Source organism: Tardiphaga sp. P9-11, from assembly GCF_008329525.1.
Taxonomy (GTDB): Bacteria; Pseudomonadota; Alphaproteobacteria; order Rhizobiales; family Xanthobacteraceae; genus Tardiphaga.
This window is the reverse complement of sequence record NZ_NPKQ01000013.1, coordinates 84,099-107,713: the sequence shown is the minus strand read 5'-3', so window position 1 is coordinate 107,713 and position 23,615 is coordinate 84,099. Positions and strand designations below refer to the sequence as shown.

Below are 23,615 nucleotides of genomic sequence, written 5' to 3'. Positions count from 1 at the left end.
CGGAGATTGGGATATGAGAAGACTTTTTCTATCGACCCTGATGCTTCTAGGTGTTGCGGCTGGCGCGGGTGTTTCGCCCGCTTTGGCTCAGGACAAATTGTCGGTGCGGCTGGATTTCTCGCCATGGGGTGTGCAGGCGGCCATGCATCTAGCTCAGAACCGCGGCTGGTTCAAGGAAGCCAAGCTCGACGTTGATATTCAGGATGGTCGCGGCTCTGGCAATACGATTCAGCTGGTCAATGCCGGGCAGGCGGATGTCGGTCAGGTTCAGGTGGGTTTGGTTGGCTCAGCGCGTGCCAAGGGCGCCACTATCCGTTCTATCGCGACGTTTCAGCGAAAGACTGATCTCTGCATCCTGGTCGACAAGACTTCACCGATGCAGAAGGTCGCCGATCTGCGCGGTAAGAGCGTTGTCGTCTTTGCGGCAAGCCCATGGGCGCCCTTCATAGATGTCTATCTGAAGTCGGGTGGGCTCACGCGCGACGATCTCAAGGTCGAGGTTGTCGATCCCGCCGCATTGTGGGGGACGTATATCGCCAAGCGGTCCGATGGGCTGATGTCCACGGTCGGTTCGGCGCTTCCACTCGCAGAAGCATCGCGACCTTCGAAGTGCCTGCTGGCGTCGGACGCGGGCATCGCATTCCCGAGCTACGGCCTGGTCGCGCGCGATGAAGTTATCACCAGCAAGGGACCTGCGTTGAAGCGCCTGATCGAAGTGCAGCAGCGTGCCTGGCAGCATCTGCGCACCAATCCCGAGGACGGCGTGAAGGCGATGATCGCCGAGCGTCCGGACGCGAAGCTCGATCCTGTTGTTTTGCTGGGTCAGATCAAGCTGACGCTGGATTACTTCGACACGCCGTCCTCGCAGGGCAAATCGATCGGCTGGCAGGCGCAGGCGGACTGGGAAGCCGCGGGCAAGTCGATGGAAGCCGCGGGCGTGTTGCCGTCGGGCTGGAAGGCGACTGACTTCTACACCAACAGCCTTGTCGAGTAACATGACTGCTCCTGCTTCAACAGATGCGGCGGCCTATGTCGCGCTGGGCCGCGTGGGGAAGACCTACGCTTCCCCGCGCGGGCCGGTCGCGGCTCTGGTCGACATCAATCTCGATATCCGGCCGCAGGAATTCGTCAGCGTGGTCGGCCCGTCCGGCTGCGGCAAGAGCACCTTGCTGAAGCTGGTAGCCGGCCTCGAAGGGACGACCTCTGGAACGATCGACATCGGCGGCAAACCGCTCGACGGCACGCCGGATCGGCTTGGCGTCGTGTTCCAGCGCGATGTCCTGCTGGACTGGCGCACCATTCTCGACAATGTCCTGCTGTCGATCGAATTCACCCGCAAACCGACCGCCGATGAACGCGCTCGGGCGGTGGCTTTGCTGAACCGGTTCGGCCTCGGTGGCTTCGAGCATCGGTTTCCGTGGGAATTGTCGGGCGGCATGCGACAGCGCGCATCGATCTGCCGTGCACTGCTGGCAGATCCCGATTTGCTTCTGATGGACGAGCCATTTGGCGCGCTCGATGCCATGACCCGCGATGATCTCAACATCGAGCTCGCGCAGATCTGGCAGGACACGCGCAAGACGCTCTTGTTCATCACGCATTCGATTGCGGAAGCCGTCTTCCTGTCGGATCGCGTTGTCATGATGAGCAAGGCGCCGGGCATGGTGGTCGATGTCATCACCATCGACCTTCCGCGGCCACGCCTGCTTGCAGTGCGCGACACGCCGGAATTCGCCGCCTATGTGCACCGGATTCGTCACCACTTCGCCGAGTTGGGGATCGTCAAGGAATGATGAGTTTCGCAAGGCGTCTGTTTCTGGGCGATAACGAAACACGCGACGTCGTCGTCGTGCTCGCCGCAGCTCTTGTTCTGTGGGAGATCGGGGTTTACGTGTTCCAGCCGTCGCCGCTGATCCTGCCAGCGCCGTCGGCGATCTTTGCCGCGTTTCTGGAGACGCCTGGGTTGTTCCTGCGTCATCTCGGCTTTACGCTCTGGATGACATGCCTCGGCTTTGTACTGGCGGTCGTCATCGGCGTCGCGTTGGCGGTCGGGATTGTCTACTCAAAATTCCTCGAGCGGACTATTTATACGCTGCTCGTGGCGCTCAACTCGATCCCAAAAGTGGCATTGGCGCCGCTGTTCGTTATCTGGATGGGCACCGGTCCTGAACCCAAGGTGGCGATTGCGCTAATGCTGGCGATCTTTCCGATCGTCATCGATATGGTTCTAGGCCTGCGGTCGGTGGATCCCGACATGCTGGCGCTGGCCAAGGTATCAAAGGCATCGCCTTGGGCCGTATTGATCAAAATCCGCTTTCCCTGCGCTTTGCCGAGTCTGTTCGCGGGCATGAAAGTGGCGATCTCGTTCGCGCTGGTGGGCGCCATCGTCGGAGAGTTCGTGGCCGGCAGCCGGGGGATCGGTTTTCAGATACTCGTTGCGCAAGGGCAATTCGACACGGTTCGTGTGTTCGTGTCGTTACTGTTGTTGGGCGTAGTCGGAACAATCCTCTTCTTTCTCGTCGACTATGCTGAGCGGCTATCCCTGCCATGGCACGTCTCGCAACGCGGGCGTCATCAGTCATCCGCCGATCGGGCATGAACGGCGGCTCGCGATCACTCGGTACGCTTGCGCTGATAGTGACTGCGGCACTCTGGGGCAGCAACCATGTGGTCGCGCGGGCCGCGCGTGACGCGGCGCCTTTACCGGCGCTAGTGTTCTGGCGCTGGCTACCCGCTCTCATCATTCTCACAGTCATTGGGTGGCCATCCCTGCGGCGCGGCTGGCCTGAGATCCGGCCGCGGCTGGGCGAATTGACGATCGGTGGCATTGTCGGCGTCGGCCTATTTTCGTTTCTTCTGATCGGCGGAGCCTATCAAAGCCCAGCCATCGAAGTGGGCTTCATCAATGCCACGACGCCGGTATGGATCGTGTTGATCGGCTGGATCGTGGGGCAGGCGCAGATCGCCCGAATGGGCCAAGTAGGGCTCGCTATGGCTTTTGTCGGCACGCTCCTGATCATCAGCAAAGGCGATCTGCTGCTACTGACCGGGCTGCAACTGAATCTTGGAAATCTCTGGTCGCTTCTCGCAGCGATCTTCTTTGCGTGGTTCTCGATCCGTGTACGCGAATGGTCGCGCGTGATCGAAACCTTGCCGCTCACGGTGGTGACTGCCTGGGCAGGTCTCTTGCTCGTGTCGTTGCCGGTCTACGTCATATGGGTGGCCAGCGGCGGTCCATGGTACGCTTGGACCGACGCTGACATGGCCATAGCCCTCGGCGCGATCGCCTATACCGGATTAGGTCCTACCATGCTTGGTAACGTGTTTTATATGTACGGCGTAGCCACCAACGGACCAACGCGTGCTGCAGGATTTCTGTATCTCAGCCCGCTGTGTACGGCAGTGTTCTCGATCTGGTGGCTGGGCGAACATCTCGCCTGGTATCACGTCGTCGGGATCGCGGCGATCTTCGCCGGATTGATCCTGTTGGGACGCTTGGGGCGAGAGAGAAAGGCGATTTCGTAGCTGCCGAATATTGCTGCGTGGAATGAAGCCAACCTTGAATCCGAAAACCCGGGTAGGTCTTCGCCCTCGACAATGACCGCTATTGGCGCAAAGCGGCCATCCCCAGAAGGCGAGCCTTGCAGGCAGTCTCTCTGCAAATGCAGTAAGGTAATGCACCGTTTGCAGAGAGAATCGGGTCACCCCTCCGGAACCCCAGCCAACCGCATACCGCTGCACGTCCGCGCGCAGCCAGACAGATAAGTGGGATCATCGCTTGCCAGATGGGAAGAGAACCGACGGATTGTGAAGTGAGGATCGAGCGAGAGACCCAGCTGAGTTGCCGCTCGCGCTTGATCCAGCTCGCCAAGTTGCGCAAAGACGGCAGCGAGACGAAAATGTCCAATGGCGTAGTTGCGATTGAGTTCAATGCCGCGGCGCAGCCAAAGGGCAGCTTCCACGTTGGCGTCGAGGTTCATTTTTGCAACACCAAGAAAATGGGTCCAACGGAAAGCTCCAGTGTCACGGGGAGAAAGCCGAAGCGCCTCGCGGATGTGAGACTCAGTTTCGTTTGAGCGCCCCATATAAACCTTAGCAAGGCCCATCCATCCATGTGCGGTTGCGAGGTTTCGGTCCAAGGATAACGCCTGTTCACATTTGGCAATTCCTTGCGTCGCTCGGTTTGTCGAGATCTGGACAAAGCCTAGAAGCATATGCGCCTGTGCATGTTCCGGGGATAGGGACAGAGCCTTGACCAGATTCATCTCCGCCGCCGTAAAACGTGCGGAACGGTCGTCAGTAACGAAGGAGCCTGCGCTGATTGCATCGACATATGCGTATCCAACGAGGGATTCCACGTTGTCGGGCTCCAGCGTCAAAGCTTTCTCAAAGAAGCGCTTTGCCGCCGCCAGATGCTCGGGGGCCGCCCCCTTGTTGTGGCAAGCCATCCCCTGGAAGTAGAGGTCCATCACGTCGAAATGCGTCGCAGATGCGGCGCGTCGCGCTTCGTTCGCAATCAGTTGGGCACCCAACGCGTTGGCGATTCTTGCAACGATCTCGTCCTGTACTTCGAACAGATCGATGATGGGCTGATCGAAGCGCTCGGCCCAAAGATGGCTCCCGGTCATCGCGTCGATCAACTGAACGTTGACGCGCCATCGGTCGCCGCCGAATTGCACAGATCCTTCGAGCGCGTAGCGGACATTCAGCTCACGCCCGAGCGTCCTGACGTCAACGGACTTCCCCTTGAATGTGAATGCCGTGTTGCGCGCAATGACAAAGGCACCCGCAATGCGCGAGAGATCCGTGGTCAGGCTCTCGGTCAGTCCGTCCACGAAGTGATCCTCTGCGGGATCGCCAAAATTGGCGAATGGCAGGACGACGATCGACAATCGAGGGATCGAAGACGAAATTGCCGCACTTCGTTCACGATACGCGTCGTGCTCCACGGCGTAGGCGCGAACCGGGCGTCGGATGTTCTTGAGACTCTGCTCGCCGATATCCACGAAATTGAAACTGACCTTGTCCTGCACCTGCTCATAGGCGAAAGACGACAGGCAGATTCCGCCAGGCGGGGCAATGCTTTCAAGTCGCGCGGCAACATTTACGCTGTCGCCGAAGATATCGTCGTCCTCGACAATGATGTCACCGATGTTGATCCCGATCCGATACTGGAGCTTCGAGCCAGCCGTACCGGCGGCTTGCTTGGCAACATTCCGCTGGATCTCGACCGCACACGTCAGAGCGTCGACGGAACTGGCGAATTCAACCAATATGCCGTCGCCGGTCGTTTTGACGATCCGCCCTCGATGTGCAGCGATCTCGGGATCGACGAGCTCGTGTCGCAGCGCCTTCAAGGCCGACAAGGTCCCGGTCTCGTCATCTCCCATCAGGCGGGAATAGCCGACGATGTCCGCCGCCAGTACAGCCGCAAGTCTTCGCGCGATGGGTCCTTTTAACACGGCGTGGCTCCCTCAATGAGATCGACTACGCCATCCTGCCGGCATCGATCACGGCAGCGGAAAAAGCTTGCGGGGCCTCCTGCGGTAGATTGTGGCCGATGCCGCCGCGGACCTCTCGGTGCTCATATTTGCCCGAAAACCTCCTCGCATAGGCTGCAGGAGTCGGATGGGGAGCACCGTTGGCGTCACCCTCCATCGTGATAGTGGGCACCGCGATCGAAGGCGTCGCTGCGACGATCCGGTCCAGTTCAGGATAGTGTCCGTCTCCCTGGGCTAGTGCCATCCGCCAGCGATAATTGTGGACTACGATAGCGACGTGGTCGGGATTGTCCAACGACTGTGCGCTGCGCTCGAAGGTCGCGTCGTCGAATGCCCATCCCGGCGAGGCCAGCTGCCAGATCAGTTTGGCAAACTCGCGCCGATACCTGTTGTAGCCATCCCGGCCTCGTTCGGTGGCGAAATAGAATTGATACCACCATTGCAATTCAGCCGACGGCGGTAGTGGTGCCTTCCCGACTTCCTGGCCGGAGATCAGGTAGCCGCTGACCGAAACCATGGCCTTGCAGCGCTCCGGATAGGCTGCTGCAATGATGTTGGCGGTCCGCGCACCCCAGTCGAAGCCGGCGATTGTCGCCTTTTGGATCTTGAGTGCATCCATCAGCGCGACGATGTCATCCGCAAGTGCCGCGGGTTGGCCTGTCCGCGGGGTATCCGGTGAGAGAAACCGTGTTGTCCCGTAGCCGCGCAAATACGGCACGACGACGCGATAGCCGGCCTGCGCCAGTAAAGGTGCCACATCGACGAAGCTATGAATGTCATAGGGCCAGCCGTGCAGCAGGATCGCGACCGGGCCGTCGGCGGGGCCTGCCTCGGCATAGCCGACATTGAGCAGGCCGGCATCGACCTGCTTCAATGTGTCGAACGAAGCGCTGTTGCCGGCTGTTGTCTTAGGCTGCCGGGGCGATGCGGCGTTGGCCGCCCGCGCATCGGCGGTGCGGGACAAGTTCAGGCCGACGGCAACACTCGCCGCCGCGATACCGAGGAACTGGCGTCTGTTGCGATGAATGGGTTGGATCATCGTGCATCTCCCTTATCTTACATGAAGCTGTGTGCATGTTGTTCTGCGCCGACCAGCGGCAATGCGGGCCTCAGATGATGGTGGTGGTGATATCGACGTTGCCGTGAACGGCCTTTGAATAGGGGCAAACCCCATGTGCCTCCTCCGCCAGCGAGTGGGCGATTTCCCTGTCCATGCCGGGCGCGCTGATATTGAGGCGCGCGCGAAGGAAGTAGGCGTCACCTGAGAGGTTCAGGTCCACCTCAGCATCAATGGCGAGATCGTCCGGAAGTGCTATCTTGCGCTTGTGTGCGACGATCGTCATCGCGCCTTCGAAGCACGCAGACCAACCAGCGGCGAACAATTGCTCCGGGTTTGTGCCAACCCCGGCCGTTCCTGGCGTCGAGAGCTTGATGTCGAGGCGGCCGTCTGAACTGCGGGAGACGCCATGCGCCCGGCCTCCGGTAGTGTGGGTTTTGGCGGTGTAGAGAACCTTTGAATCCGTGGTCATGATGCAGTCCTTTCTTTCTGATTGAAGTTGGTTCGGGCCAATTCCCGACCCAGGTGGAGTTCGGTTTCAGAACGCTGCTGCAGACCGTGTTCGAACAGCGACGCAGCACGCGCTCGGGTCTTGGGATGTGCCGACGAGGTGCGGAAGGCCGTCAATGCAGGCGGAAAGACGTCGTCCGGCGGTAACGAGACGTCGTTCATCAGCGCCTTGGCGCCCGTCAGCGCGTGTTTTTCGAAAGATGCCAAGCGACGGGCAAATGAGTCGACGAAGGTCTCGATCTCGTCGTCGCGCACTGCTCGGTTGACGTAGCCGTACAGCTCCGCAACCTCGGCAGAGAAATCATCAGCGCCGAGAATAATCTCCAGCCCGCGCCCGCGTCCCGTAAGGCCGGCTAGGCGGGCCATCGGATTGCCACCAGGTATCATGCCGAGGCCGACCTCGGGCTGCCCCAGGATTGCTCGCTCGCGGCTGGCGAAACGCATGTCGCAGGCCAGAATGAATTCGCTTCCGGCACCGCGCGCACGTCCACGGATCTCGGCGATCGAGATGGCGGGTGCGCGCGAAAGCTGTATCAGCAAGTCGGCCCATGGAGGCAGTCCTGTCGGACCATGAGGTATTGCCGCAAGTTTCGCCTGATCGGCGGCGACATCCCAGTGAGCGAGGAAGAAGTCGGGGTCCGCGCTTCGAAAAACGACGACCTTGACCTCTTCGTCGTTTTCCATCGAGGCAACGACCTGCAACAGCTCGCCAACTGTGTCCGGGTCGATCAGGTTAATTGGCGGATTATCGAACGTCGCAGTCCATAGCCCTGCGGCTTGCTGTTCGAAAGCGATCTGTCTTGTCATTGGGACCTCCTCGTGAAGGGTCGTGAGACGCTCCAGCCGGACGGGGCGTCTCGCATGTCAGTGCTCTATGGTGCGGTAGGCTCGACAGCCGCCGGCGCCAATGCTGCGAGGATTTCCTCGGTCGTGACGATGGCGCTGGCGTAGTTCGGTATGTTGAATTCGAGCGCGGCGTGCATCATCTCGTCCGAATAATCGGCTACGGCATCCTTGATGACGGTGACGTCGTAGCCGAGTTCGGCCGCGAATCGGACGGTCGCCTCGATACAGGTGTGCGCGATCAGTCCGATTACGATTAGCTGATGGATGCCGTGCTTCTTGAGCTGCAGATCGAGGTCGGTATTGGCGAAGCCGCTGGAGCACCAGTGCTCGCTGGCAACGATATCGCCTGGCTCTGGTACGAATTCGGCGCGAAATTCGCCGCGCCATGTACCGAACTCGAAGCTCTTGTTCTTCCATGCCGCCCTTTGGATAGGCGCAATGTACTTCCAGGAGGAATAGTCGCCGGCACGGTAGCGATGGTGCATGGCATAGAAGACGCGAAGCTCCGCGGCACGCGCAGCGTTCAGGACTTGCTGCATGTGCGGTACGCAATTATTCGCTTCGGCCACGGCCTTGATCCGGGGCCAGATATTGCCGCCTTCCGAAATGAAGTCGTTATAGGGATCGACGACCAGGAGGCCGGTGATGTTCTTGTCGTAGGATGGGTATGTCATGATGCTCTCCGTTGCGGCGGGCGGCCGCGTTTGATCTCAGCCGATGCTCAGTGCGGCGCGCTCGATGCTGGCGGCGAACATCGGCGTCTCGCTCTGGTTATGTGCGATCGAGGATGGTTGCCGCTGGGCGCGGAACACGTCGAACGGAATTCCCTGCTTGCCGATGAACGTCATGAATTCATCTGTCGCATATGACTGGACGCGGTTGGTGAACTCGCATTTGCCGGGCTCGATCTCCCGAACGCGCAGCTCCCAAGTTACGTGGATCGTGGTGCGGCCGGTAGGCGTGAAGACATCCGAGGTGGAATCCAAGACCAGATGATCCTTTTGTCCAAGGGTCTCGACATAGTGTTGCACCATCAGGCTGCCGCCGATCGTCTCCACGTTGATGGACATGCGTTTTCCGTCAGGCGCCGTGGTAAATCCCGCGGCGATATGCGCGGGCGAGCAGCCCTGGTACTCGCGCTCGGAAAGATTGAAGCACCAGGTTGGAATGTCGATCTTTTCGATCGGTGCATTGATCAGTGCGGTGAAGCTGGAATCGACAATCTGGTTGGTGGTCATTTTGGTGTCTCCTGTTTGCTGTGAGAACGGGTGTTATGTTTTGGGTTGGAGGTGGCTTCGGGCTGAGCGGTGTTTGCGGGTCCGAAGCATTTCAAGCGGAGGTCGCATTCGGGACCTACGTGGGCTGGCGAAGGGAGCGGAACGCTGCCTGCATTTCCGCGCAGAACAGTTTCGGCTGCTCCCAGGCGGCGAAGTGGCCGCCTTTGCTGGCCTGGTTGAAGTAAATCAGCTTCGGATAGGCCTTCTCGGCCCAGCTCCGCGGCGCGGCATAGATCTCGTCCGGAAAGACGCTGACGGCGACCGGGATCTGCACGTGCTTGGGATCGAAGAACACCAGCTTGTTTTCCCAATACAGCCGCGCCGACGAGACCGCCGTATTGGTGAGCCAGTAGAGCGTGATGTTGTCGAGGACGTCGTCGCGGGATAGGCCCTCGGTCTTGCCGTCGAACACTCGCGCAATCATGGCGGCGCTACGCGCGTCGTGATCGAGCATCCAGGATGCGAGGCCTGCAGGGGAATCGACCAGCCCGTAAAGCGTCTGCGGTCGGTTCGACATCTCGATCGCATAGCCGAGACCATGCTTGTAGAAGTCGTCGAGCTGGTCATAGGCATGCCCCTCGTCGGGCGACAGGCCGGATGGCCGAGATCCGCCAGGTTGAAGCGCCTTGGCGATGTCGGCAGGAACGGTCGCCGGCATGTTGGTGTGAATGCCGAGCAGCCCGGGCGGCGCCAGCAATGCCAGCTGCTCCGTCACAGCATTTCCCCAATCGCCGCCCTGGGCAACGTAGCGGGTGTAGCCAAGGCGCTTCATGAGTGCGGCCCAGGCGCGTGCGATGCGTTGCGGATCCCAGCCGGGCGTCGTCGGCTTGCCCGAGAAGCCATGACCCGGCAGCGACGGGATGACCAAGTCGAACGCATCCGATGACGAGCCGCCATGGGCGGTCGGGTCGGTCAGCGGGCCGATGATCTTCATCTGTTCGATGATCGATCCTGGCCAGCCATGCGTGACGATCATTGGAAGCGCATTGTCGTGACGGGAGCGGACGTGGATGAAATGGATGTCGACGCCGTCGATCTGCGTGGTGAATTGCGGCAGAGCATTGAGACGAGCCTCGACCTTTCGCCAGTCATAGTCGCTGTGCCAGTAGCGAACGAGCTGCTGTATCGTCGACAGTTGCACACCTTGCGATTGATCCGCGACGGTCTCGCGATCGGGCCAGCGGGTGGCCGCCAGACGCCGGCGGAGGTCGGTGAGATCGCGCTCCGGCACGATGACGCGGAATGGTTTGATGGTTGCATTCGTTGCAGCGGGTGCCGGCTGCACCGAAAGCAGGCTGGACATGCTGGCGGCGACCGCTCCCATTGCCACGACGCCGAGCAGTTGTCGGCGGTCGGCGTCTACACGATTGTCGTCTGATTGCTTGTTCATCTGTGTCTCCCTGATCGCTGCCGGCGACACCGACCGGTCGTGTTCGGCAGGTCGTTCGCGCTGGAGACACATTGACGCCGACGGCCGGAATTGGCCCGTTATGGATTGTTATGGTCCGTTAGTTTTCGCGCAGTTGGCCGTGTTATGCGCGGTTGTAAGCGCCTGCCGACTTTCGCGCATTTGGATGAGGCTTGGGCAGGTGCGCTATCAAATTGTTGATTTTTATGATGAAAATGAAAGAGGATGCCCGGGTAGAGCCGAGAGCTGCGCTGGTAGATGTCGCACGGCAGCTACTATTTTTGCCGGAGATCGGATAAGAGGAACTATCCGTCATCGGAAATGCCGTGACCCGCCCAACTCGGTCACGATCCGCAAAGCCAACACCAGTCGATGCCCGCAGTGCAGAGCAAGGAAACCTTTTCGTTCGGCCCGTTCTGCTTGAATCCCAGCGAACGGCTGCTGACGAAAAACGATATCCGCGTGGAGCTTCGCGGCCGGGCTTATGATCTGCTGGTTGCGCTCGTGTCGCGACCAAATGAACTGATCAGCAAGGCCGATCTGCTGCGCGAAGTCTGGCCCGGTCTGGTTGTCGAGGAAGGCAGCCTGCGGTTTCATATGGCCAATTTGCGCAAGGCGCTTGGCGACGGCGTCGATGGCCAGCGTTACATCGTCAATTCACCCGGGCGCGGTTATTCTTTTGTGGCGGAGCTGTCGAGCGCACGTACTCGGCCTTCCGACGCGCCGCATGTGGTGTCATTCCAGCACGCCAATTTGCCGATACGCCTGCCGATGATCGATCGCGAGGTCGAGATTGAGGAGATACCCGCACGGCTACGCGCCACCCGCTTCGTGACCATCGTCGGGGCTGGCGGGGTTGGAAAGACAACGCTTGCCATCGCCGTGGGGCATCAATTGATGGAAAGCTTCTCGGGAGCGCTGCTCTTCGTTGACCTCAGCGTGGTCAGTGATCCCGCTTTGGTCGGGACGATTGTCGCGTCCCTGCTCGGACTGTCGGTGCAATCCGATAATGCGGCGCCTAGCATCCTCGCCTCTCTGAAAGACAGGCGGATCCTGCTGATCCTCGACACCTGCGAACATCTCATCGAGCCGGTGGCTGCTTTTGCGTCTCTGATCTTTGCGAACGCTCCCAATGTCCACATTCTCGCAACCAGCCGTGAAGCGCTGCAGGCCGAAGGAGAGAACGTCTATCGGCTCGATACGTTGGCATGTCCGCCAATGGGTGTGGAGTTGACGGCAGAAGCGGCCAGGCGATTTCCGGCGATCCAGCTTTTTGTCGAACGGGCCCGCGCGAGCGGGGCGCAGCTCCATTTCAGCGACGATGAGGCACCGGTTGTGGCGAGTGTGTGTCGGAGGCTCGATGGCGTGGCGCTCGCAATCGAGCTCGCGGCGCGACGGGTCGAGACCTATGGCGTTCACGGCACCGCCCAGTTGTTGGACCAGAGGCTTGCCTTGTCCTGGCTCGGACCAAGGAGCGCGCCGCCGCGCCAAAGGACCCTGCACGCCACCATTGACTGGAGTTATAGCCTTCTTTCTGATCTGGAGCGTACCATCCTTCGCCGCCTAGCGGTCTTTGTCGGGCATTTCACGCTCGACGCCGTAGCAGCGGTTTGCGGAAACGGTATCAATCGAAAGGATGTGCCCAATACGATAGATACCCTGATTGCCAAGTCGATCGTCGCGGCCCGACCTGTTGGTACAGTGATGAGCTATCGTCTTCTGGATACGACGCGGGCCTATGCCCTGGACATCCAGATCGAAGACGACGAGTCGCGTGACCTCGCTGTCAGGCATGCTACCCATTATATGGCATGGCTTGAGCAGAGAGGACGAGATTGGTCGACCTTTTCGAGCGGCTTCGAACGCGTGTCGCACTTTGCGAACATGAACAACGTGCGTGCGGCGCTCGACTGGTGCTTCGGAGAGGACGGCGATACTCAGCTCGGCATTCGACTGGCCGCAGCGGCGGTCGAGATCTTTCTCGCCATGTCGTTGCTTCCGGAATGCCATCGCTGGTCCGAGCGCGCCTTGATCGCGCTTGATACGAACGTCGTCGGCAGCTCCCAAGAGATGCGCCTGCAGGCTGGTCTCGGGGTCTCCTTGTCCCAGATGTATGGCGATAACGAAGGCGTCAACGATGCACTCAACAGAAGTCTGACGATCGCTGAGACGAATGGCGACACCATCTACGAGGCGGGACTGCTCAACATGCAGTACGTCTTTCACGCCCGAACCGGGCATTTCAGCATACTGCTCGAATATGCCGAACGTTGCCGCGCTCTGGCCGAACGGTCAGACGACCCAGCGATCATGGCGCTCGCACATTCGGCACTTGGAATGGCCCTGCAGTTTTCGGGCGATCTCGATCGATCGCGCTCCGAACTCGAAAGCCTGATCAGTGTGCTTGCTCATTCGCAGCATAGTTCGATCTTTCTTGGCTACGACCCGCATTATCGGTCACTTATCGCTTTGGCGCGGACGCTCTGGCTGCAAGGTTACTCCGATCAGGCAGCGGAGCGTGCGAGCGAGGCTGTCAAAGCGTCCGAAGCCACGGGGCATTCAGCCGCACTCGCTCTGGTACTGGCCGGTGCCACGACCGTCGCTCTCTGGCGCGGCGATCTCGCTTCCGCCCAGCACTATGCCGACCGTTCATATTCACTGGCCGAAGCGAATGCGATGGGACCGCTGATGGCCATTGGGCGATGCCGCAAGGCGGAGCTGACGATCCGCGGGGGAGCGGTGAGGCAAGGTGTCCACGATCTCAAGGCTGCACTCCGGCCCATCCATGCGGCACGCCATGAATTGTTGACGACGGAGTTCAATATGGAACTGGCGCTCGGGCTCATGAAGCTCGGGCAGGCCGGCGAGGGACTGGCACTGATCGACGAATCGATTGATCGCGTGAAGAGCAGCGGAGAATTAATCCAACTGCCCGAACTGTTGCGCGTGAAGGGAAAGCTGCTTTGCGAGCTTCCAGAAGCGCGTCGGCACGAAGCTGAATCATGCTTCCGGGAATCGCTCGATCTGGCTCGCTTGCAGGGATCGCGGGCCTGGGAGCTTCGCGCGGCGACCGACCTAGCTAAACTGATGCTAGACACAAAAAGGCAAGACAACGCCAAAGAACTTCTGGCGAATGTGTACCTCGTTTTTGCGGAGGGCCACGAGACAGCAGATCTAGAGAAAGCAGGCGAATTGCTCAGTAGAATCACCTAGCCGACGTTTTCATCTCAATTTAAGTCCAAGGCGGGCTCAGATGAATGGCTGCTCCTGGCCCAGAGCCGCCAATCGATGGGATTCCTTCCGGCCGTGTTTTCTGAAACGAGACTGTCAATCAAGTTCGAAAGAAGTCGAGCACGGCGTTCAGAAAGCCTTCCGGAGCGGTCTGCGATGAGGCGTGGCCGCCCCAGGCGAGGCGCACCAGCCGTGATTGCGGGATGCCGGAGGCAAGCTCCTCGGAAAGATGCATTGGCGTCAACTGGTCGTCTGCGGCACAGATCACCAAGGTCGGTGCAGCGATCTCGTGCCGGCGCGCGCGGCGATTGAACGCCACGATCATGTCGATGCGGGCGGCAAGCACGTCGGTAGGGGGTGTCGACGCGATGAAGCCGGCTAGCAACGTTTCAAGACGCGCGGCATCCGCGCTGATCCAGGACGGCGGGTACAGGAATATGGCGGAGGAGCGCTGATAGGCAGCGATGCCGGATCCCAACAGCAGGGATTTTCGAGCTGCGAAGCACAGTTCGAAGTAGGAATCGGGACCGGCCCATCCCGCCGACAGCGCCAGCTTGAGCAATCGCTGTGGATGATCCTGTGCCAAGATCTGGCCGACGGCGGCACCGGTCGAATGACCGAGCAGATTGGCTCGAGGGAGTCCGAGGTGGTTCATCAGCGCCACGACGTCATCGGTCAGGGCTTCCACCGTGTGCGCGATGCGGTCGCCCTGGCTGTCGCCGATGCCCATGTGGTCGTGGGTGATCACGGTGAATTCGCGCGCCAGCGCCGGCACCACGTTCGCCCAGTAGTGCCGCGACCCGCCCAGCCCCGTTACGAGCAACAGCGGCGGGCCGCTGCCATTGACATCGTAGGCGAGGCGCCCATCGGGACGCTTGAGAAAATTCGGCATTGTCATACTCGTTTGGGTAAGCTCGCCAGTGCGGCAATCATTTTTTCACTTGAGGTCACCCATCCGAAGAAGCGGGTGACATTGAACACTGTTGCCTCGAAGATAGAATTGGATCCAGCCTGCAGGGTGGCGTCCGGAATCATCAGGGCGAAGAATTCGCGATGATAGGCATCGCGCAGGGTGGCTTCGACGCAGACATTAGTGTTGACGCCGACCAGCACGATGGTGGTGATGCCGCGCGCGCGCAGCAGTTGTTCGAGGTGGGTGCCGGCAAAGCCGCTGTAGCGCGCCTTCGGAATCACCGCCTCGCCGGCGATGGGGCGCATCGGCTCGACGAAGTCATGGTCCCAGGTGCCGTGGGTGATCAGCTTGCCGCGCTCGGCCGGGTTGGCGCGCATGTATTTCAGCGCATTCGACTTGTGCCAGACCGGTGACGTTGGCCCCCCGGCTTCTGTCTGCAGCGCGTTGAACCCGTTCTGCAGATGGATGACGAACATGCCGGCACCGCGTGCGGCCGCCAGAACGGCTGCCGCCTTGTCGATCACCGGCGCGCTGGTCGAGACGTCGAAACCGACGCGGTCGAGATAGCCGCTCTTGGACAGATAGGCGTTCTGCATGTCTACCACGACCAGCGCCGTGGTCGCCTGGCCGATGGTGAGGCTCTCCGGTTCGGCCGTGATCGTCACCGCATCCGAGGCGTGTGACAGGACGATGGCCGGGCTGGTTGAGTCCATCGATCAGGCTCCATACTTCTTGAGCGCCAGCGCTTCGGCCATGACGATAATCCCGTAGAGAACGAGGCCGATCACGCAGAGCACGACAATCGACGCGAAGATCAACGTCATCTCCGCCTGCGAGGCCGCGAACAGGATCATGTAGCCGAGCCCGGCCTGCGCGGTGATGAACTCGCCGACGATGACGCCGATCATGGCAAAGGTGATGGCGATCTTCAGTCCGGAAAACAGATGCGGCACGGCCGCGGGAAACCGGACCTTGGCATAGATCCGCGACTCGTCTGCGCCGACGGCCTTGCACAGCCGCAGCAGGTCGCGGTCGACCGACGTCAGGCCGGTCAGCGTCGCTACCACCACCGGAAAGAACGAGATGAATACGCCGAAGGTGATGCGCGACGTGCTGCCAATGCCGAGCCAGACGATGAACAGCGGCGCCAGCGCGATCTTCGGAATCAACTGGAACAGCACGATGTTCGGATACAGCGCGTCGCGCATCAGCCGCGACTTGCAAATCAGCACCGCGAGGCTGATACCGAGCACCATCGAGATCAGAAAGCTGGCGATGGTTTCCAGCGTCGTCGGTACGGCCTGGCCGAGCAGAAACGGCAATGTCTCCGTCAGACGGATCGCCACCGCGGACGGCGCGGGTAGCAGGGTGTTGGGGATCTGCTTGATGCGGACCACGGCTTCCCAGCCCGTGATCACCAGCGCCGCGGCGATGACCGGCAGTACGACCAGGCGGGCCTGCCCGCGCAGCACGCCGAGGCGCGACGGCGGACTCGGCGCCGGCAAGGGGGCCCGCGCGGAAGCCGCGCTCGTCGGCGCCAGATCTGAATTTTTTACAATCCCGTTCACTGCGCACCCGTGGTTCGGTGAATCGAGGCCTTCAGATGAAGATAAAGTTCGTTAAAGCGCGGGTCGGCCTCGATGGACGGATCGCGCGGGCGCTCGAACGGAATTCTGACATCCTCGATGATGGTAGACGGACGGCGCCCCATGACAAGCACGCGGTCGGACAGGAAGATCGCCTCGCGAATGGAGTGGGTGATGAAGATGGCAGTCTTGCGCGTGGTGTCCCAAATGCGGGCCAGCGCGTAGCCCATTTCGTCGCGGGTGATGGCGTCCAGCGCACTGAACGGTTCGTCCATCAGCAGGATGCGCGGGTCGTTGACCAGTGCGCGCGCCAGCGCCACGCGCTGCCGCATCCCGCCGGACAGCTCGCGCGGTCGCTTGTCGCGAAAGGACCACAGATCGACCATCCGCAATAGGCTTTCGGCGCGCGTCCGGCTTTCGGAAGATACCGCGCCGCGCATGTCGATCGGGAATAGCACATTATCCAGCACGCTGCGCCACGGCAGCAGCGTTGGGTCCTGAAACATCATGCCGGCGTCGGTCTGCGGTCCTGACACCTGCAGCCCGTCCAAGGTGATGGTTCCCGATGTCGTGGACTCCAATCCGGCGATCATCAGCATCAGCGTGCTCTTGCCGCAGCCGGATGGGCCGAGAATGGAGACGAAGTCGCCCCGTGCGATCTCGAAGCCCGCCTCCGCCACGGCTTCCACCGGACCGGAGGGTGTTTCATAGACCTTGCGAACCCGCGCGGCGGTGATCGCCTTGAATGTCTCGACCTGGGCCAGCATGCGCTCAGCCGAGGATCGCGGCGTATTCGGCGACGTTCTTCTTCACTTTCGCCCATTCTTCAGGCGAGAACTTCACCGAACCCACCAGCTCGTTGGTGAACAACTCGCTGACCAGGGGCTTCTTAGCATCCTTCGGCGCGCCGAATTCCATCACCATGTCGACCATTTCGCTGGCCTTCGTCATGTCGGTATAGCCGATCGACTGCGTTTCAGCTTCTTTCGAAATTACGGTGTAGTGCATTAAACCCTGCGAGATTCTGGCGTTTTCCTTCCCGCCCGCGGTGATGCCCATTTCCGGAATTTCCTTGAGGAAGATATCGACGCCGGCTTCCGGATCCTTCAGCGCGTAGGCCAGTCCCTCCGTCAGCGCGTCGTTGACGGCGCGACACAGTTCTTTGTCCTTGGCGAACACATCCTGCCGCGTCACCACCTGGCCGGCATAGAGCGTGATGCCCGCCGTGCTCCACAGCATGAAACGGCACGGCTCCTTCATGGCCATGATCACGGGGATGCTGGACGTGCCGATCGCGGTGATGGCGTCGACCTGCTTGTTGACCAGGCTCTGCTCGAGCACCCGGTTGTCCATCTGGACCATGGTGACGGCACCGGTATCGATCCCGGCCTTGCGCGCGAAGGCAGGCCAGTACGGCGACTCCGCGGAGGTCGGCACGGTGCCGATCTTCTTGCCCTGCAAATCCTTCGCCGTCTTGATTGGGCTGTCACCGCGCAGGGCGATACCCATCGTTGCGTCGTAGCCAAGCGTCGATACCGCTACCAGCGGAAGGCCGCGGGCGGCACCGAGAATGGTACCGCCGGCGAAGATAAAGCCGAAGTCGAACTCGCCGGCGCCGACCGCTTGAGCGGCTGCCACCGAGCCGAAGCCGCGGCTGATCGTAATGTCGATGCCGCGCTTCTTGAAGAAGCCCTGGTTCTTGGCGACGTAAGCGAACAGCGTCGAGCCGTTGGCCAGCCATGGCAGCGTCAGCTTGACGGGCCGAGCGGCCTGCGCGAGCGCCGGCGCTGCTAAACGTGTCGTGGCGCCGGTAACGGCGAGCGCGGCAGCGGCCTTGAGCGCCGAGCGTCGCGTGAGACCGGTGTGCGGGAAGGTGGCGGGGCGGCGCGTATCATCGGTCATGACGGAACTGCTTTCTGAGTGAGTGCACGATTTGAATGCAGAAGACGCTTACTTACGGCTGGACGATCTCTAGCGAGAAACGTGCCAGTTGGAGGCGTGCTCATTTTCGTGTCAGGACACTTCGAAGATTCCATCGACCTCGACGCTGGCTCCGGCGGGAAGCGTGGCGACGCCGACAGCCGTGCGCGCATGGCGACCGCGCTCGCCGAATACGGCAAACATCAAATCGGAAGCGCCGTTCACGACCTTGGGGACATCGGGATAGCCGGGTTGCGCGCAAACAAAGCCGCCTAGCCGGTGGCAGCAAACCACGCGGTCAAGCTCGCCATCGAGCGCAAGGCTCAGTGAAGCCAACAGATTTAGCGCGCACAGTTGCGCGGCCTTCTGTCCGGTCGGCAGATCATGCGTCACCCCGACCTGCCCGGCGAAGCGGACCTCGCCGTTCCACTCGCAGATCTGGCCGGCGAGAAAGATAAGCGATCCCGATCGCGAATACGGTTTGAACGCGCCTCGCGCCGGTGGCACCGGTGGCAGTTCAAGGCCCAGGGCGCGGAGTTGTGCTTCGGCGTTTCTGGTCATTGTGCTGGTTCCTGCTGCATAGGCTGTCGGGCGCGGGAGGCCAACGGGATCGGATATATATGCATAAGATGCTTACTTATGAAGCAGGTCCTGGCGGCGCCGGGAAGAAGAGGCATGACGATAACTCTCTATGATAATTGAATTTTGTGGTGAAAGGCGGTGTGCGGAGGAAGCGTCGGCACGAGCGGATGAGAGGGCTTTGCAGCGCTTTTGCTTATGGGATGCGCGTTTTTCTCGTCGGATGGACGAACCTTGTGCAAACAGCGCCGCGACAACTAGTGAAGTGCGAGAAGAGAACCGTAGTGGTGCATGCGATCGTCGATTCCGCTGCGGCGAAGCGCGTACCAGTAAGTGGCCGCGTTGATCGCGATCACGGGGATACCAAGCCAGCGCTCCGCCTCGGCAGCGAGATCGATCGCCGCGAGATCCGTCCCGGCCTGAACGATGGCATCCACGCCGATTGCCGCAAGCGTCTTGAACCCGTCGATGATGTCGAGCTCGGTGGCGTGGGCGATCTGCACTTCGCTCGGTCGTTTCAAACTATGCACCGCGGCGATCTCGTATCCATGGTCGCTGAAATAGCGCGCGACGTTGGCGTCGCCGACCGGTTGATAAGGCGTCAGAAGGCCGATGCGTTTGACGGCCGGAAAGCACTTCAACGCTGCAATACATGCTGCGGAGCCCATAGTGACCGGCACTTTCGCGCGCTCTTCGAGACGGGCGAGCAACCGCTCGCTGCCGGCCTTGCCGCCCCAGAATGTCGGGATCGACATCCCCATCACCAGATGCGCCGGCTTGCAGGTCATCACGCGGTCGATGCAAGGATAGAGATCGGGCCCGATGGCATCGACCATGGTCTCGAACTCCGCATCGTTGCCGAGCGGTAGATCGGGAATATGAATGCGCCCAATGTGATTGGTGACGCCGGTCGGACGCATTCCGTCGGTCTCCGGCTGCACCGTCGTGTTGGTCGATGGAATTACGATTCCGATCTTGAGACGGTAGCCAAGTCTGTCTGTCATTGCGCAAGCTTTCTGTGTTGGCAGGCCCTTTGCAAGGAGGGTGCAAACGTCTTTGCAAGTCCGGTGCCGAACTGGAAACGGCCCACATTATTGGAAGCCATGTCACACTCTTCATATGTCGCCAGTCATCGATCGCGCAGCCGAATTCCCGATTTCCTGTTGCTTCGTCCCCGAGACCTCGATGAGGCGCGCGGGATGCTTGCTCGCGAGCCGGGGGCGATGGCGATGGCCGGCGGGATCGATGTCGTCAACCGCATGAAAGATGGGTTGGCACCTCCCGCATTGGTGCTCCTCGGCGGTGTCGCCGATATCGACGCCATCCGCCTGTCGCCGCAGCGCGACGCAATCGAGGTCGGCGCGGGTGCCCGCCATGATGCCGTGGCGAACAGTGACGTGCTGCTCGCATGGCTTCCCGATCTCGCGCGATGCTGGGAGCGGATCGCGAATATCCGGATTAGGATGCAGGGGACGGTGGCGGGTAATCTGCTCGCGCTGATGTCCGGCTACGAAGGCGCCGTGCTGCTGTCGGCGCTCGGCGCGTCCATGTTGTATTCAACACGCGATTCTCGCGGCGACATGATCGCGGTGCGGAAGTTCGGCGAGGCCGCGGATTCATTTTTCGAGCGCGGCGGTCTAGCCGAGAAACTGCGCGTGCCTCTGCCGGTGGCGGGAACGACGCGGCGGCTTCTCTACGATCGCAGCCTGCGGCCAGTCCTGTCGGTGGCGCTGTGCATTGATTGCGCCGGCGGCGCGGTGGTGAGTGCGTGCGCGGTGATAGGCGGGTGCCATCGATGGCCGTTCACCTGCGACCTGCCAGTTGCCGGCGTCGCATTGTCCGAGCTGCATGCACGTGCCGACGACACGGCGCGGGGCGCGGTCCGGCAGATGCCGGCGCCGACAGTACCCTGGTTCGGGGTCGCGAACTATCGCGAGACCGTGGCTTCGGTTCTGCTGTCCCGCCTGATCCGGGAGATAGCCGCGTGAGCATTACCGAGACTACGCTGTCCTTTATGCTCGACGGCGAGCAAGTGACGCTCGCCGCCGGCGCGCCGCGCGTGCTGTCCGACGCGCTGTCGCAAAGCTGCGCGCGCAGCGGCGTACGCGTCGCCTGCGACCATGGTGTCTGTGGCGCCTGCACCGTGCTGGTCAATGGCTTACCGGTGACGTCTTGCAGCACGCTGGTCGACGCGGTGGCGGGTAGCAACGTCACCACAGTGCAGGGGTTGCAGCCGCCCGGCGCGGCGCCGAGCGCGATGCAGCGCGCCTTTGTCGAGGCTCACGCATTCCAGTGCGGCATGTGTACGCCCGGCATGATCCTGCTCGCTGAAGCCCTGCTGCAACGCCATCCGGAACCCAGCCGCGAGCAGATCCGCAATTGGATGAGCGCGAATGTCTGCCGCTGCACCGGCTATCAGGTGATCGAGGAAGCCGTCGTCAGGGCCATCGCGATGAAGGGTCGGGCGACGCCTGATGGCCGGCGCTGGCGCCCGGAGGAAACCGCCAAGGTAACTGGCCAACCATTCTTTCTCGTCGATACGCCGACAGCCGGTGGCGCTGAGATCAAGCTCCTTCGTAGCCCGCATCCGCATGCGCGCATCTTGGCGATCGATGTGGCACCGGCGCTGGCGTTGGAGGGCGTGCTGGCTATCGTCACCGGCGACGACCTGCGCCGGCTCCCGGTCCATACCTACGGATTGTGGATCAAGGACCAGCCGCTGCTCGCGATCGATCGTGTGCGGCACGTCGGCGAACCCGTCGCCGCCGTGGCTGCGGTGGACGCGGCCACCGCGATCCGGGCGCTGTCACTGATCGCCGTGTCATACGACGTGCTCGTCGCAGTCGCGACTCCCGACGAGGCGATGGCCATCGGCGCGCCATTGTTGTTCGAGACGCCAAGCCGCGGCGGCATTCCCGCGCACGGCGTCAGCGTGACTACGGCGATGGAGCACGCACCGAACGTGCTGTATGAATTTCACCACCGGCTCGGCGATCTCGATGTCGCCTTTGCCGCGGCCGATCACGTTTTCACCGACGACTTCGCGTTTTCGCGGATGGCGCATGTTCACCTCGAGCCGTCGGTGACCGGCGCGCGTCCGCTTGGCGAGGGCGTTGAGGTGTGGTCGTGCAACCAGGATCCCTTCCTGCTGCGCCAGGAAATCGCCGAGATCTGCAGCCTGCCCGAGCACGCGGTGCGGGTCCGCACGCTGCCGATCGGCGGTGGCTTCGGCGCCAAGAGCTATTGCAAGATCGAACCGCTGGTCGTGCTGCTGGCGCTGAAGATCAACAAGCCCGTGCGGCTGACGCAGACAATGGATGAAGGTTTTGCATCGCTGTCGCAGCATTCGGCGACGTTGCGGCTTGAAACCGCCGTATCGCGGGACGGCGATTTCCTCGCCCGCCGTTCCTACATCGTGCTGGACGGTGGCGCTTATGCTGATGCCAGTCCGCTGGTCGCCGACAAGGTAGGCTATCGCATCGGTGGTCCGTATCGCTGGCAGGCGCTCGACAGCAGGGCGATCGCCGTTCGCACTAATACCGTGCCGGCGGGCTCGTTTCGCGGTTTCGGCGGTACCCAGGCGTCGTGGGCGTCGGAGAGTCAGGTCGACATGATCGCGCGTCGGCTTGGCCTCGACCCGTTCGAGATCCGGCGCCGCAATTTACTGTCGCCCGGCGAGCCCTATCGCGCCGGCGACAGCGCCATCGATTGCGATCTCGTTGCTGGACTGGATCTGGCCGCGCAAAAGATCGACTGGGGTGTCCGCGCGCCGCCGGGTCGGCGGCATCTGTCCCGCGGCAAGGGGTTGTCGATCGGCTTCAAGGATGGCGGCGGCCAGGGCAGGTTCGCCCAGGCTCGCGTCAAGGTCACCGCCGACGGCAGCGCGATTGTCAACTGCGCGACAGTTGACATGGGGCAGGGCGCGACGGAAGCGTTCCGCCGCATCGTGGCCGAGGTGCTGAAGCTCGATCCGGAGCGGATCGCGCGGGCGGCGATCGACACCGACCAGACCGCCTTCGACCAGGGCACCCATGCCAGCTCGGCGACGGCGGTCACCGGCGAAGCGATCCGGCGCGCCTCGGTGGAGGTGCGCGACAAGGTTTTGACCTTCGCCGCCAGGCAACTCGGTTGCTCCAAGGAAGAACTCGATCTTGTCGAAGGCAAGATTGTCCGCGGCAACACCGCCACGCTGCTGGCGGCGCTGATGCGTGGCTACTACGGCGGCATGGGCGCGGAGTTTTCCGGCGACGGCGAATTCAAGGTCGAGGCGGATTCCGCCGCCGCGCTCAATGCCCCGATTGTTTACTGGATGCCGAACTGGGTCGCCGCCGAAATCGAGGTCGACACCGAGACCGGCAAGATCACTGTGCTCAAGCTTGTATCGATCGCGGACGCGGGACGAGCTTTGGTCCCCGAGGCCGTGCGCGGCCAGATCGAAGGCGGCGCCATCCAGGGACTGGGTCAAGCATTGTTCGAGCAACTAGTATTTGATGGCGCCCGCCTGGTCAGCGCGACGCCGCAGCAATACCGGGTGCCTGTCATGTCGGACGTTCCGGCGATCTTTGAATCGGTAACCCTCGAACAGGGGCTGGCGCATGGGCCGCTGGGTGCAAAGGGCGTGGGCGAGGCCGGCATTCTCGGCGTAGCCAGCGCCATTGCTAATGCGCTAGAGGACGCTGTCGGCGTCCGCATCACCTCGCTGCCACTGTCGCCGGACAAGGTGCTGGCAGCCCTCGAGGCCCTGAAGAAAGATCACGCCGCATGACGGCTCTGGGGAAGACGCGACG

The 23,615-nt window shown here is 61.6% G+C and carries 21 protein-coding genes; 7 read left to right on the top strand and 14 right to left on the bottom strand.

Going from position 1 to position 23,615, the window contains the following annotated elements; all coding sequences use genetic code 11:
* Positions 1-13: 13 nt before the first annotated feature.
* The 4 genes from CIW50_RS27070 to CIW50_RS27055 are packed head-to-tail and all read left to right on the top strand — an operon-like array spanning position 14 to position 3,525.
* Complete coding sequence (locus CIW50_RS27070; RefSeq protein WP_246664472.1) at positions 14-994, top strand: ABC transporter substrate-binding protein; 981 nt, start codon at positions 14-16, stop codon at positions 992-994.
* Between the two features lies 1 nt (position 995).
* On the top strand, positions 996-1,793 hold the full coding sequence (locus CIW50_RS27065) for an ABC transporter ATP-binding protein (RefSeq protein ID WP_149534252.1): 798 nt from the start codon (positions 996-998) through the stop codon (positions 1,791-1,793).
* Entirely contained in the window at positions 1,790-2,599 is an 810-nt protein-coding gene (locus tag CIW50_RS27060; protein ID WP_149534251.1) for an ABC transporter permease, read from the top strand. The genes CIW50_RS27065 and CIW50_RS27060 overlap by 4 nt, the downstream gene beginning before the upstream one ends.
* Complete coding sequence (locus CIW50_RS27055; protein WP_149534250.1) at positions 2,548-3,525, top strand: DMT family transporter; 978 nt, start codon at positions 2,548-2,550, stop codon at positions 3,523-3,525. Before CIW50_RS27060 ends, CIW50_RS27055 begins: the two co-directional genes overlap by 52 nt.
* Positions 3,526-3,701: 176 nt before the next feature.
* Here the strand turns inward: CIW50_RS27055 and CIW50_RS27050 are convergent, their stop codons facing one another.
* The 7 genes from CIW50_RS27050 to CIW50_RS27020 all read right to left on the bottom strand — a co-directional run bounded on the left by CIW50_RS27050 (position 3,702) and on the right by CIW50_RS27020 (position 10,581).
* The gene (locus tag CIW50_RS27050; protein ID WP_246664471.1) at positions 3,702-5,462 is read right to left on the bottom strand and encodes an adenylate/guanylate cyclase domain-containing protein; all 1,761 of its coding nucleotides are present in this window, start codon (positions 5,460-5,462) and stop codon (positions 3,702-3,704) included.
* A gap of 25 nt (positions 5,463-5,487) precedes the next feature.
* Entirely contained in the window at positions 5,488-6,540 is a 1,053-nt protein-coding gene (locus tag CIW50_RS27045) for an alpha/beta fold hydrolase (RefSeq protein WP_149534249.1), read from the bottom strand.
* A gap of 70 nt (positions 6,541-6,610) precedes the next feature.
* Complete coding sequence (locus tag CIW50_RS27040; protein WP_149534248.1) at positions 6,611-7,030, bottom strand: organic hydroperoxide resistance protein; 420 nt, start codon at positions 7,028-7,030, stop codon at positions 6,611-6,613.
* On the bottom strand, positions 7,027-7,875 hold the full coding sequence (locus tag CIW50_RS27035) for an enoyl-CoA hydratase/isomerase family protein (protein ID WP_149534247.1): 849 nt from the start codon (positions 7,873-7,875) through the stop codon (positions 7,027-7,029). The genes CIW50_RS27040 and CIW50_RS27035 overlap by 4 nt, the downstream gene beginning before the upstream one ends.
* Before the next feature lie 65 nt (positions 7,876-7,940).
* Complete coding sequence (locus tag CIW50_RS27030; protein ID WP_149534246.1) at positions 7,941-8,588, bottom strand: cysteine hydrolase family protein; 648 nt, start codon at positions 8,586-8,588, stop codon at positions 7,941-7,943.
* 36 nt (positions 8,589-8,624) lie between these two features.
* The gene (locus CIW50_RS27025; RefSeq protein ID WP_149534245.1) at positions 8,625-9,152 is read right to left on the bottom strand and encodes a hypothetical protein; all 528 of its coding nucleotides are present in this window, start codon (positions 9,150-9,152) and stop codon (positions 8,625-8,627) included.
* 115 nt (positions 9,153-9,267) lie between these two features.
* Entirely contained in the window at positions 9,268-10,581 is a 1,314-nt protein-coding gene (locus tag CIW50_RS27020) for an epoxide hydrolase family protein (RefSeq protein ID WP_149534244.1), read from the bottom strand.
* Positions 10,582-10,971: 390 nt separating this feature from the next.
* Here CIW50_RS27020 and CIW50_RS27015 point away from each other — a divergent pair, with 390 nt between their 5' ends.
* Positions 10,972-13,812 (top strand): ATP-binding protein, encoded by a 2,841-nt coding sequence (locus CIW50_RS27015; protein WP_149534243.1) that lies wholly within the window; start codon positions 10,972-10,974, stop codon positions 13,810-13,812.
* A 118-nt stretch (positions 13,813-13,930) separates the two neighbouring features.
* On the opposite strand, the gene CIW50_RS27010 is transcribed toward CIW50_RS27015, so the two are convergent.
* From CIW50_RS27010 to CIW50_RS26980, 7 genes are all read right to left on the bottom strand, one after another.
* Entirely contained in the window at positions 13,931-14,722 is a 792-nt protein-coding gene (locus CIW50_RS27010; protein ID WP_172980478.1) for an alpha/beta fold hydrolase, read from the bottom strand.
* 2 nt (positions 14,723-14,724) lie between these two features.
* Positions 14,725-15,456, bottom strand: a complete 732-nt coding sequence (locus CIW50_RS27005) for an isochorismatase family protein (RefSeq protein ID WP_149534241.1) — start codon at positions 15,454-15,456, stop codon at positions 14,725-14,727.
* Positions 15,457-15,459: 3 nt separating this feature from the next.
* Entirely contained in the window at positions 15,460-16,248 is a 789-nt protein-coding gene (locus CIW50_RS27000; RefSeq protein WP_149534240.1) for an ABC transporter permease, read from the bottom strand.
* A 59-nt stretch (positions 16,249-16,307) separates the two neighbouring features.
* Positions 16,308-17,096 carry an ABC transporter ATP-binding protein gene (locus CIW50_RS26995; protein WP_149534239.1) on the bottom strand — a complete coding sequence of 263 codons (789 nt, stop codon included), beginning with the start codon at positions 17,094-17,096 and terminating at the stop codon, positions 16,308-16,310.
* 4 nt (positions 17,097-17,100) lie between these two features.
* Positions 17,101-18,231 (bottom strand): ABC transporter substrate-binding protein, encoded by a 1,131-nt coding sequence (locus CIW50_RS26990; protein ID WP_149534238.1) that lies wholly within the window; start codon positions 18,229-18,231, stop codon positions 17,101-17,103.
* Between the two features lie 111 nt (positions 18,232-18,342).
* A complete protein-coding gene (locus CIW50_RS26985; RefSeq protein ID WP_149534237.1) occupies positions 18,343-18,810 on the bottom strand; it encodes a RidA family protein in 468 nt (155 codons plus the stop codon).
* A 275-nt stretch (positions 18,811-19,085) separates the two neighbouring features.
* Positions 19,086-19,832 carry a maleate cis-trans isomerase family protein gene (locus CIW50_RS26980; RefSeq protein WP_149534236.1) on the bottom strand — a complete coding sequence of 249 codons (747 nt, stop codon included), beginning with the start codon at positions 19,830-19,832 and terminating at the stop codon, positions 19,086-19,088.
* 99 nt (positions 19,833-19,931) lie between these two features.
* Between CIW50_RS26980 and CIW50_RS26975 the strand changes: the two genes are divergently transcribed.
* The gene (locus CIW50_RS26975; RefSeq protein ID WP_283808869.1) at positions 19,932-20,816 is read left to right on the top strand and encodes an FAD binding domain-containing protein; all 885 of its coding nucleotides are present in this window, start codon (positions 19,932-19,934) and stop codon (positions 20,814-20,816) included.
* The gene (locus tag CIW50_RS26970) at positions 20,813-23,593 is read left to right on the top strand and encodes a molybdopterin-dependent oxidoreductase (RefSeq protein ID WP_172980477.1); all 2,781 of its coding nucleotides are present in this window, start codon (positions 20,813-20,815) and stop codon (positions 23,591-23,593) included. Before CIW50_RS26975 ends, CIW50_RS26970 begins: the two co-directional genes overlap by 4 nt.
* Positions 23,594-23,615 lie beyond the last annotated feature (22 nt).

What these genes read in the sequence shown, in the direction of transcription:
- CIW50_RS27070 (WP_246664472.1), top strand. Translation starts at nt 14, where the DNA reads ATGAGAAGACTTTTTCTATCGACCCTGATGCTTCTAGGTGTTGCGGCT.
- CIW50_RS27065 (WP_149534252.1), top strand. Translation starts at nt 996, where the DNA reads ATGACTGCTCCTGCTTCAACAGATGCGGCGGCCTATGTCGCGCTGGGC.
- CIW50_RS27060 (WP_149534251.1), top strand. Translation starts at nt 1,790, where the DNA reads ATGATGAGTTTCGCAAGGCGTCTGTTTCTGGGCGATAACGAAACACGC.
- CIW50_RS27055 (WP_149534250.1), top strand. Translation starts at nt 2,548, where the DNA reads ATGGCACGTCTCGCAACGCGGGCGTCATCAGTCATCCGCCGATCGGGC.
- CIW50_RS27045 (WP_149534249.1), bottom strand. Translation starts at nt 6,540, where the DNA reads ATGATCCAACCCATTCATCGCAACAGACGCCAGTTCCTCGGTATCGCG.
- CIW50_RS27040 (WP_149534248.1), bottom strand. Translation starts at nt 7,030, where the DNA reads ATGACCACGGATTCAAAGGTTCTCTACACCGCCAAAACCCACACTACC.
- CIW50_RS27035 (WP_149534247.1), bottom strand. Translation starts at nt 7,875, where the DNA reads ATGACAAGACAGATCGCTTTCGAACAGCAAGCCGCAGGGCTATGGACT.
- CIW50_RS27030 (WP_149534246.1), bottom strand. Translation starts at nt 8,588, where the DNA reads ATGACATACCCATCCTACGACAAGAACATCACCGGCCTCCTGGTCGTC.
- CIW50_RS27025 (WP_149534245.1), bottom strand. Translation starts at nt 9,152, where the DNA reads ATGACCACCAACCAGATTGTCGATTCCAGCTTCACCGCACTGATCAAT.
- CIW50_RS27020 (WP_149534244.1), bottom strand. Translation starts at nt 10,581, where the DNA reads ATGAACAAGCAATCAGACGACAATCGTGTAGACGCCGACCGCCGACAA.
- CIW50_RS27015 (WP_149534243.1), top strand. Translation starts at nt 10,972, where the DNA reads ATGCCCGCAGTGCAGAGCAAGGAAACCTTTTCGTTCGGCCCGTTCTGC.
- CIW50_RS27010 (WP_172980478.1), bottom strand. Translation starts at nt 14,722, where the DNA reads ATGCCGAATTTTCTCAAGCGTCCCGATGGGCGCCTCGCCTACGATGTC.
- CIW50_RS27005 (WP_149534241.1), bottom strand. Translation starts at nt 15,456, where the DNA reads ATGGACTCAACCAGCCCGGCCATCGTCCTGTCACACGCCTCGGATGCG.
- CIW50_RS26995 (WP_149534239.1), bottom strand. Translation starts at nt 17,096, where the DNA reads ATGCTGGCCCAGGTCGAGACATTCAAGGCGATCACCGCCGCGCGGGTT.
- CIW50_RS26990 (WP_149534238.1), bottom strand. Translation starts at nt 18,231, where the DNA reads ATGACCGATGATACGCGCCGCCCCGCCACCTTCCCGCACACCGGTCTC.
- CIW50_RS26985 (WP_149534237.1), bottom strand. Translation starts at nt 18,810, where the DNA reads ATGACCAGAAACGCCGAAGCACAACTCCGCGCCCTGGGCCTTGAACTG.
- CIW50_RS26980 (WP_149534236.1), bottom strand. Translation starts at nt 19,832, where the DNA reads ATGACAGACAGACTTGGCTACCGTCTCAAGATCGGAATCGTAATTCCA.
- CIW50_RS26975 (WP_283808869.1), top strand. Translation starts at nt 19,932, where the DNA reads ATGTCACACTCTTCATATGTCGCCAGTCATCGATCGCGCAGCCGAATT.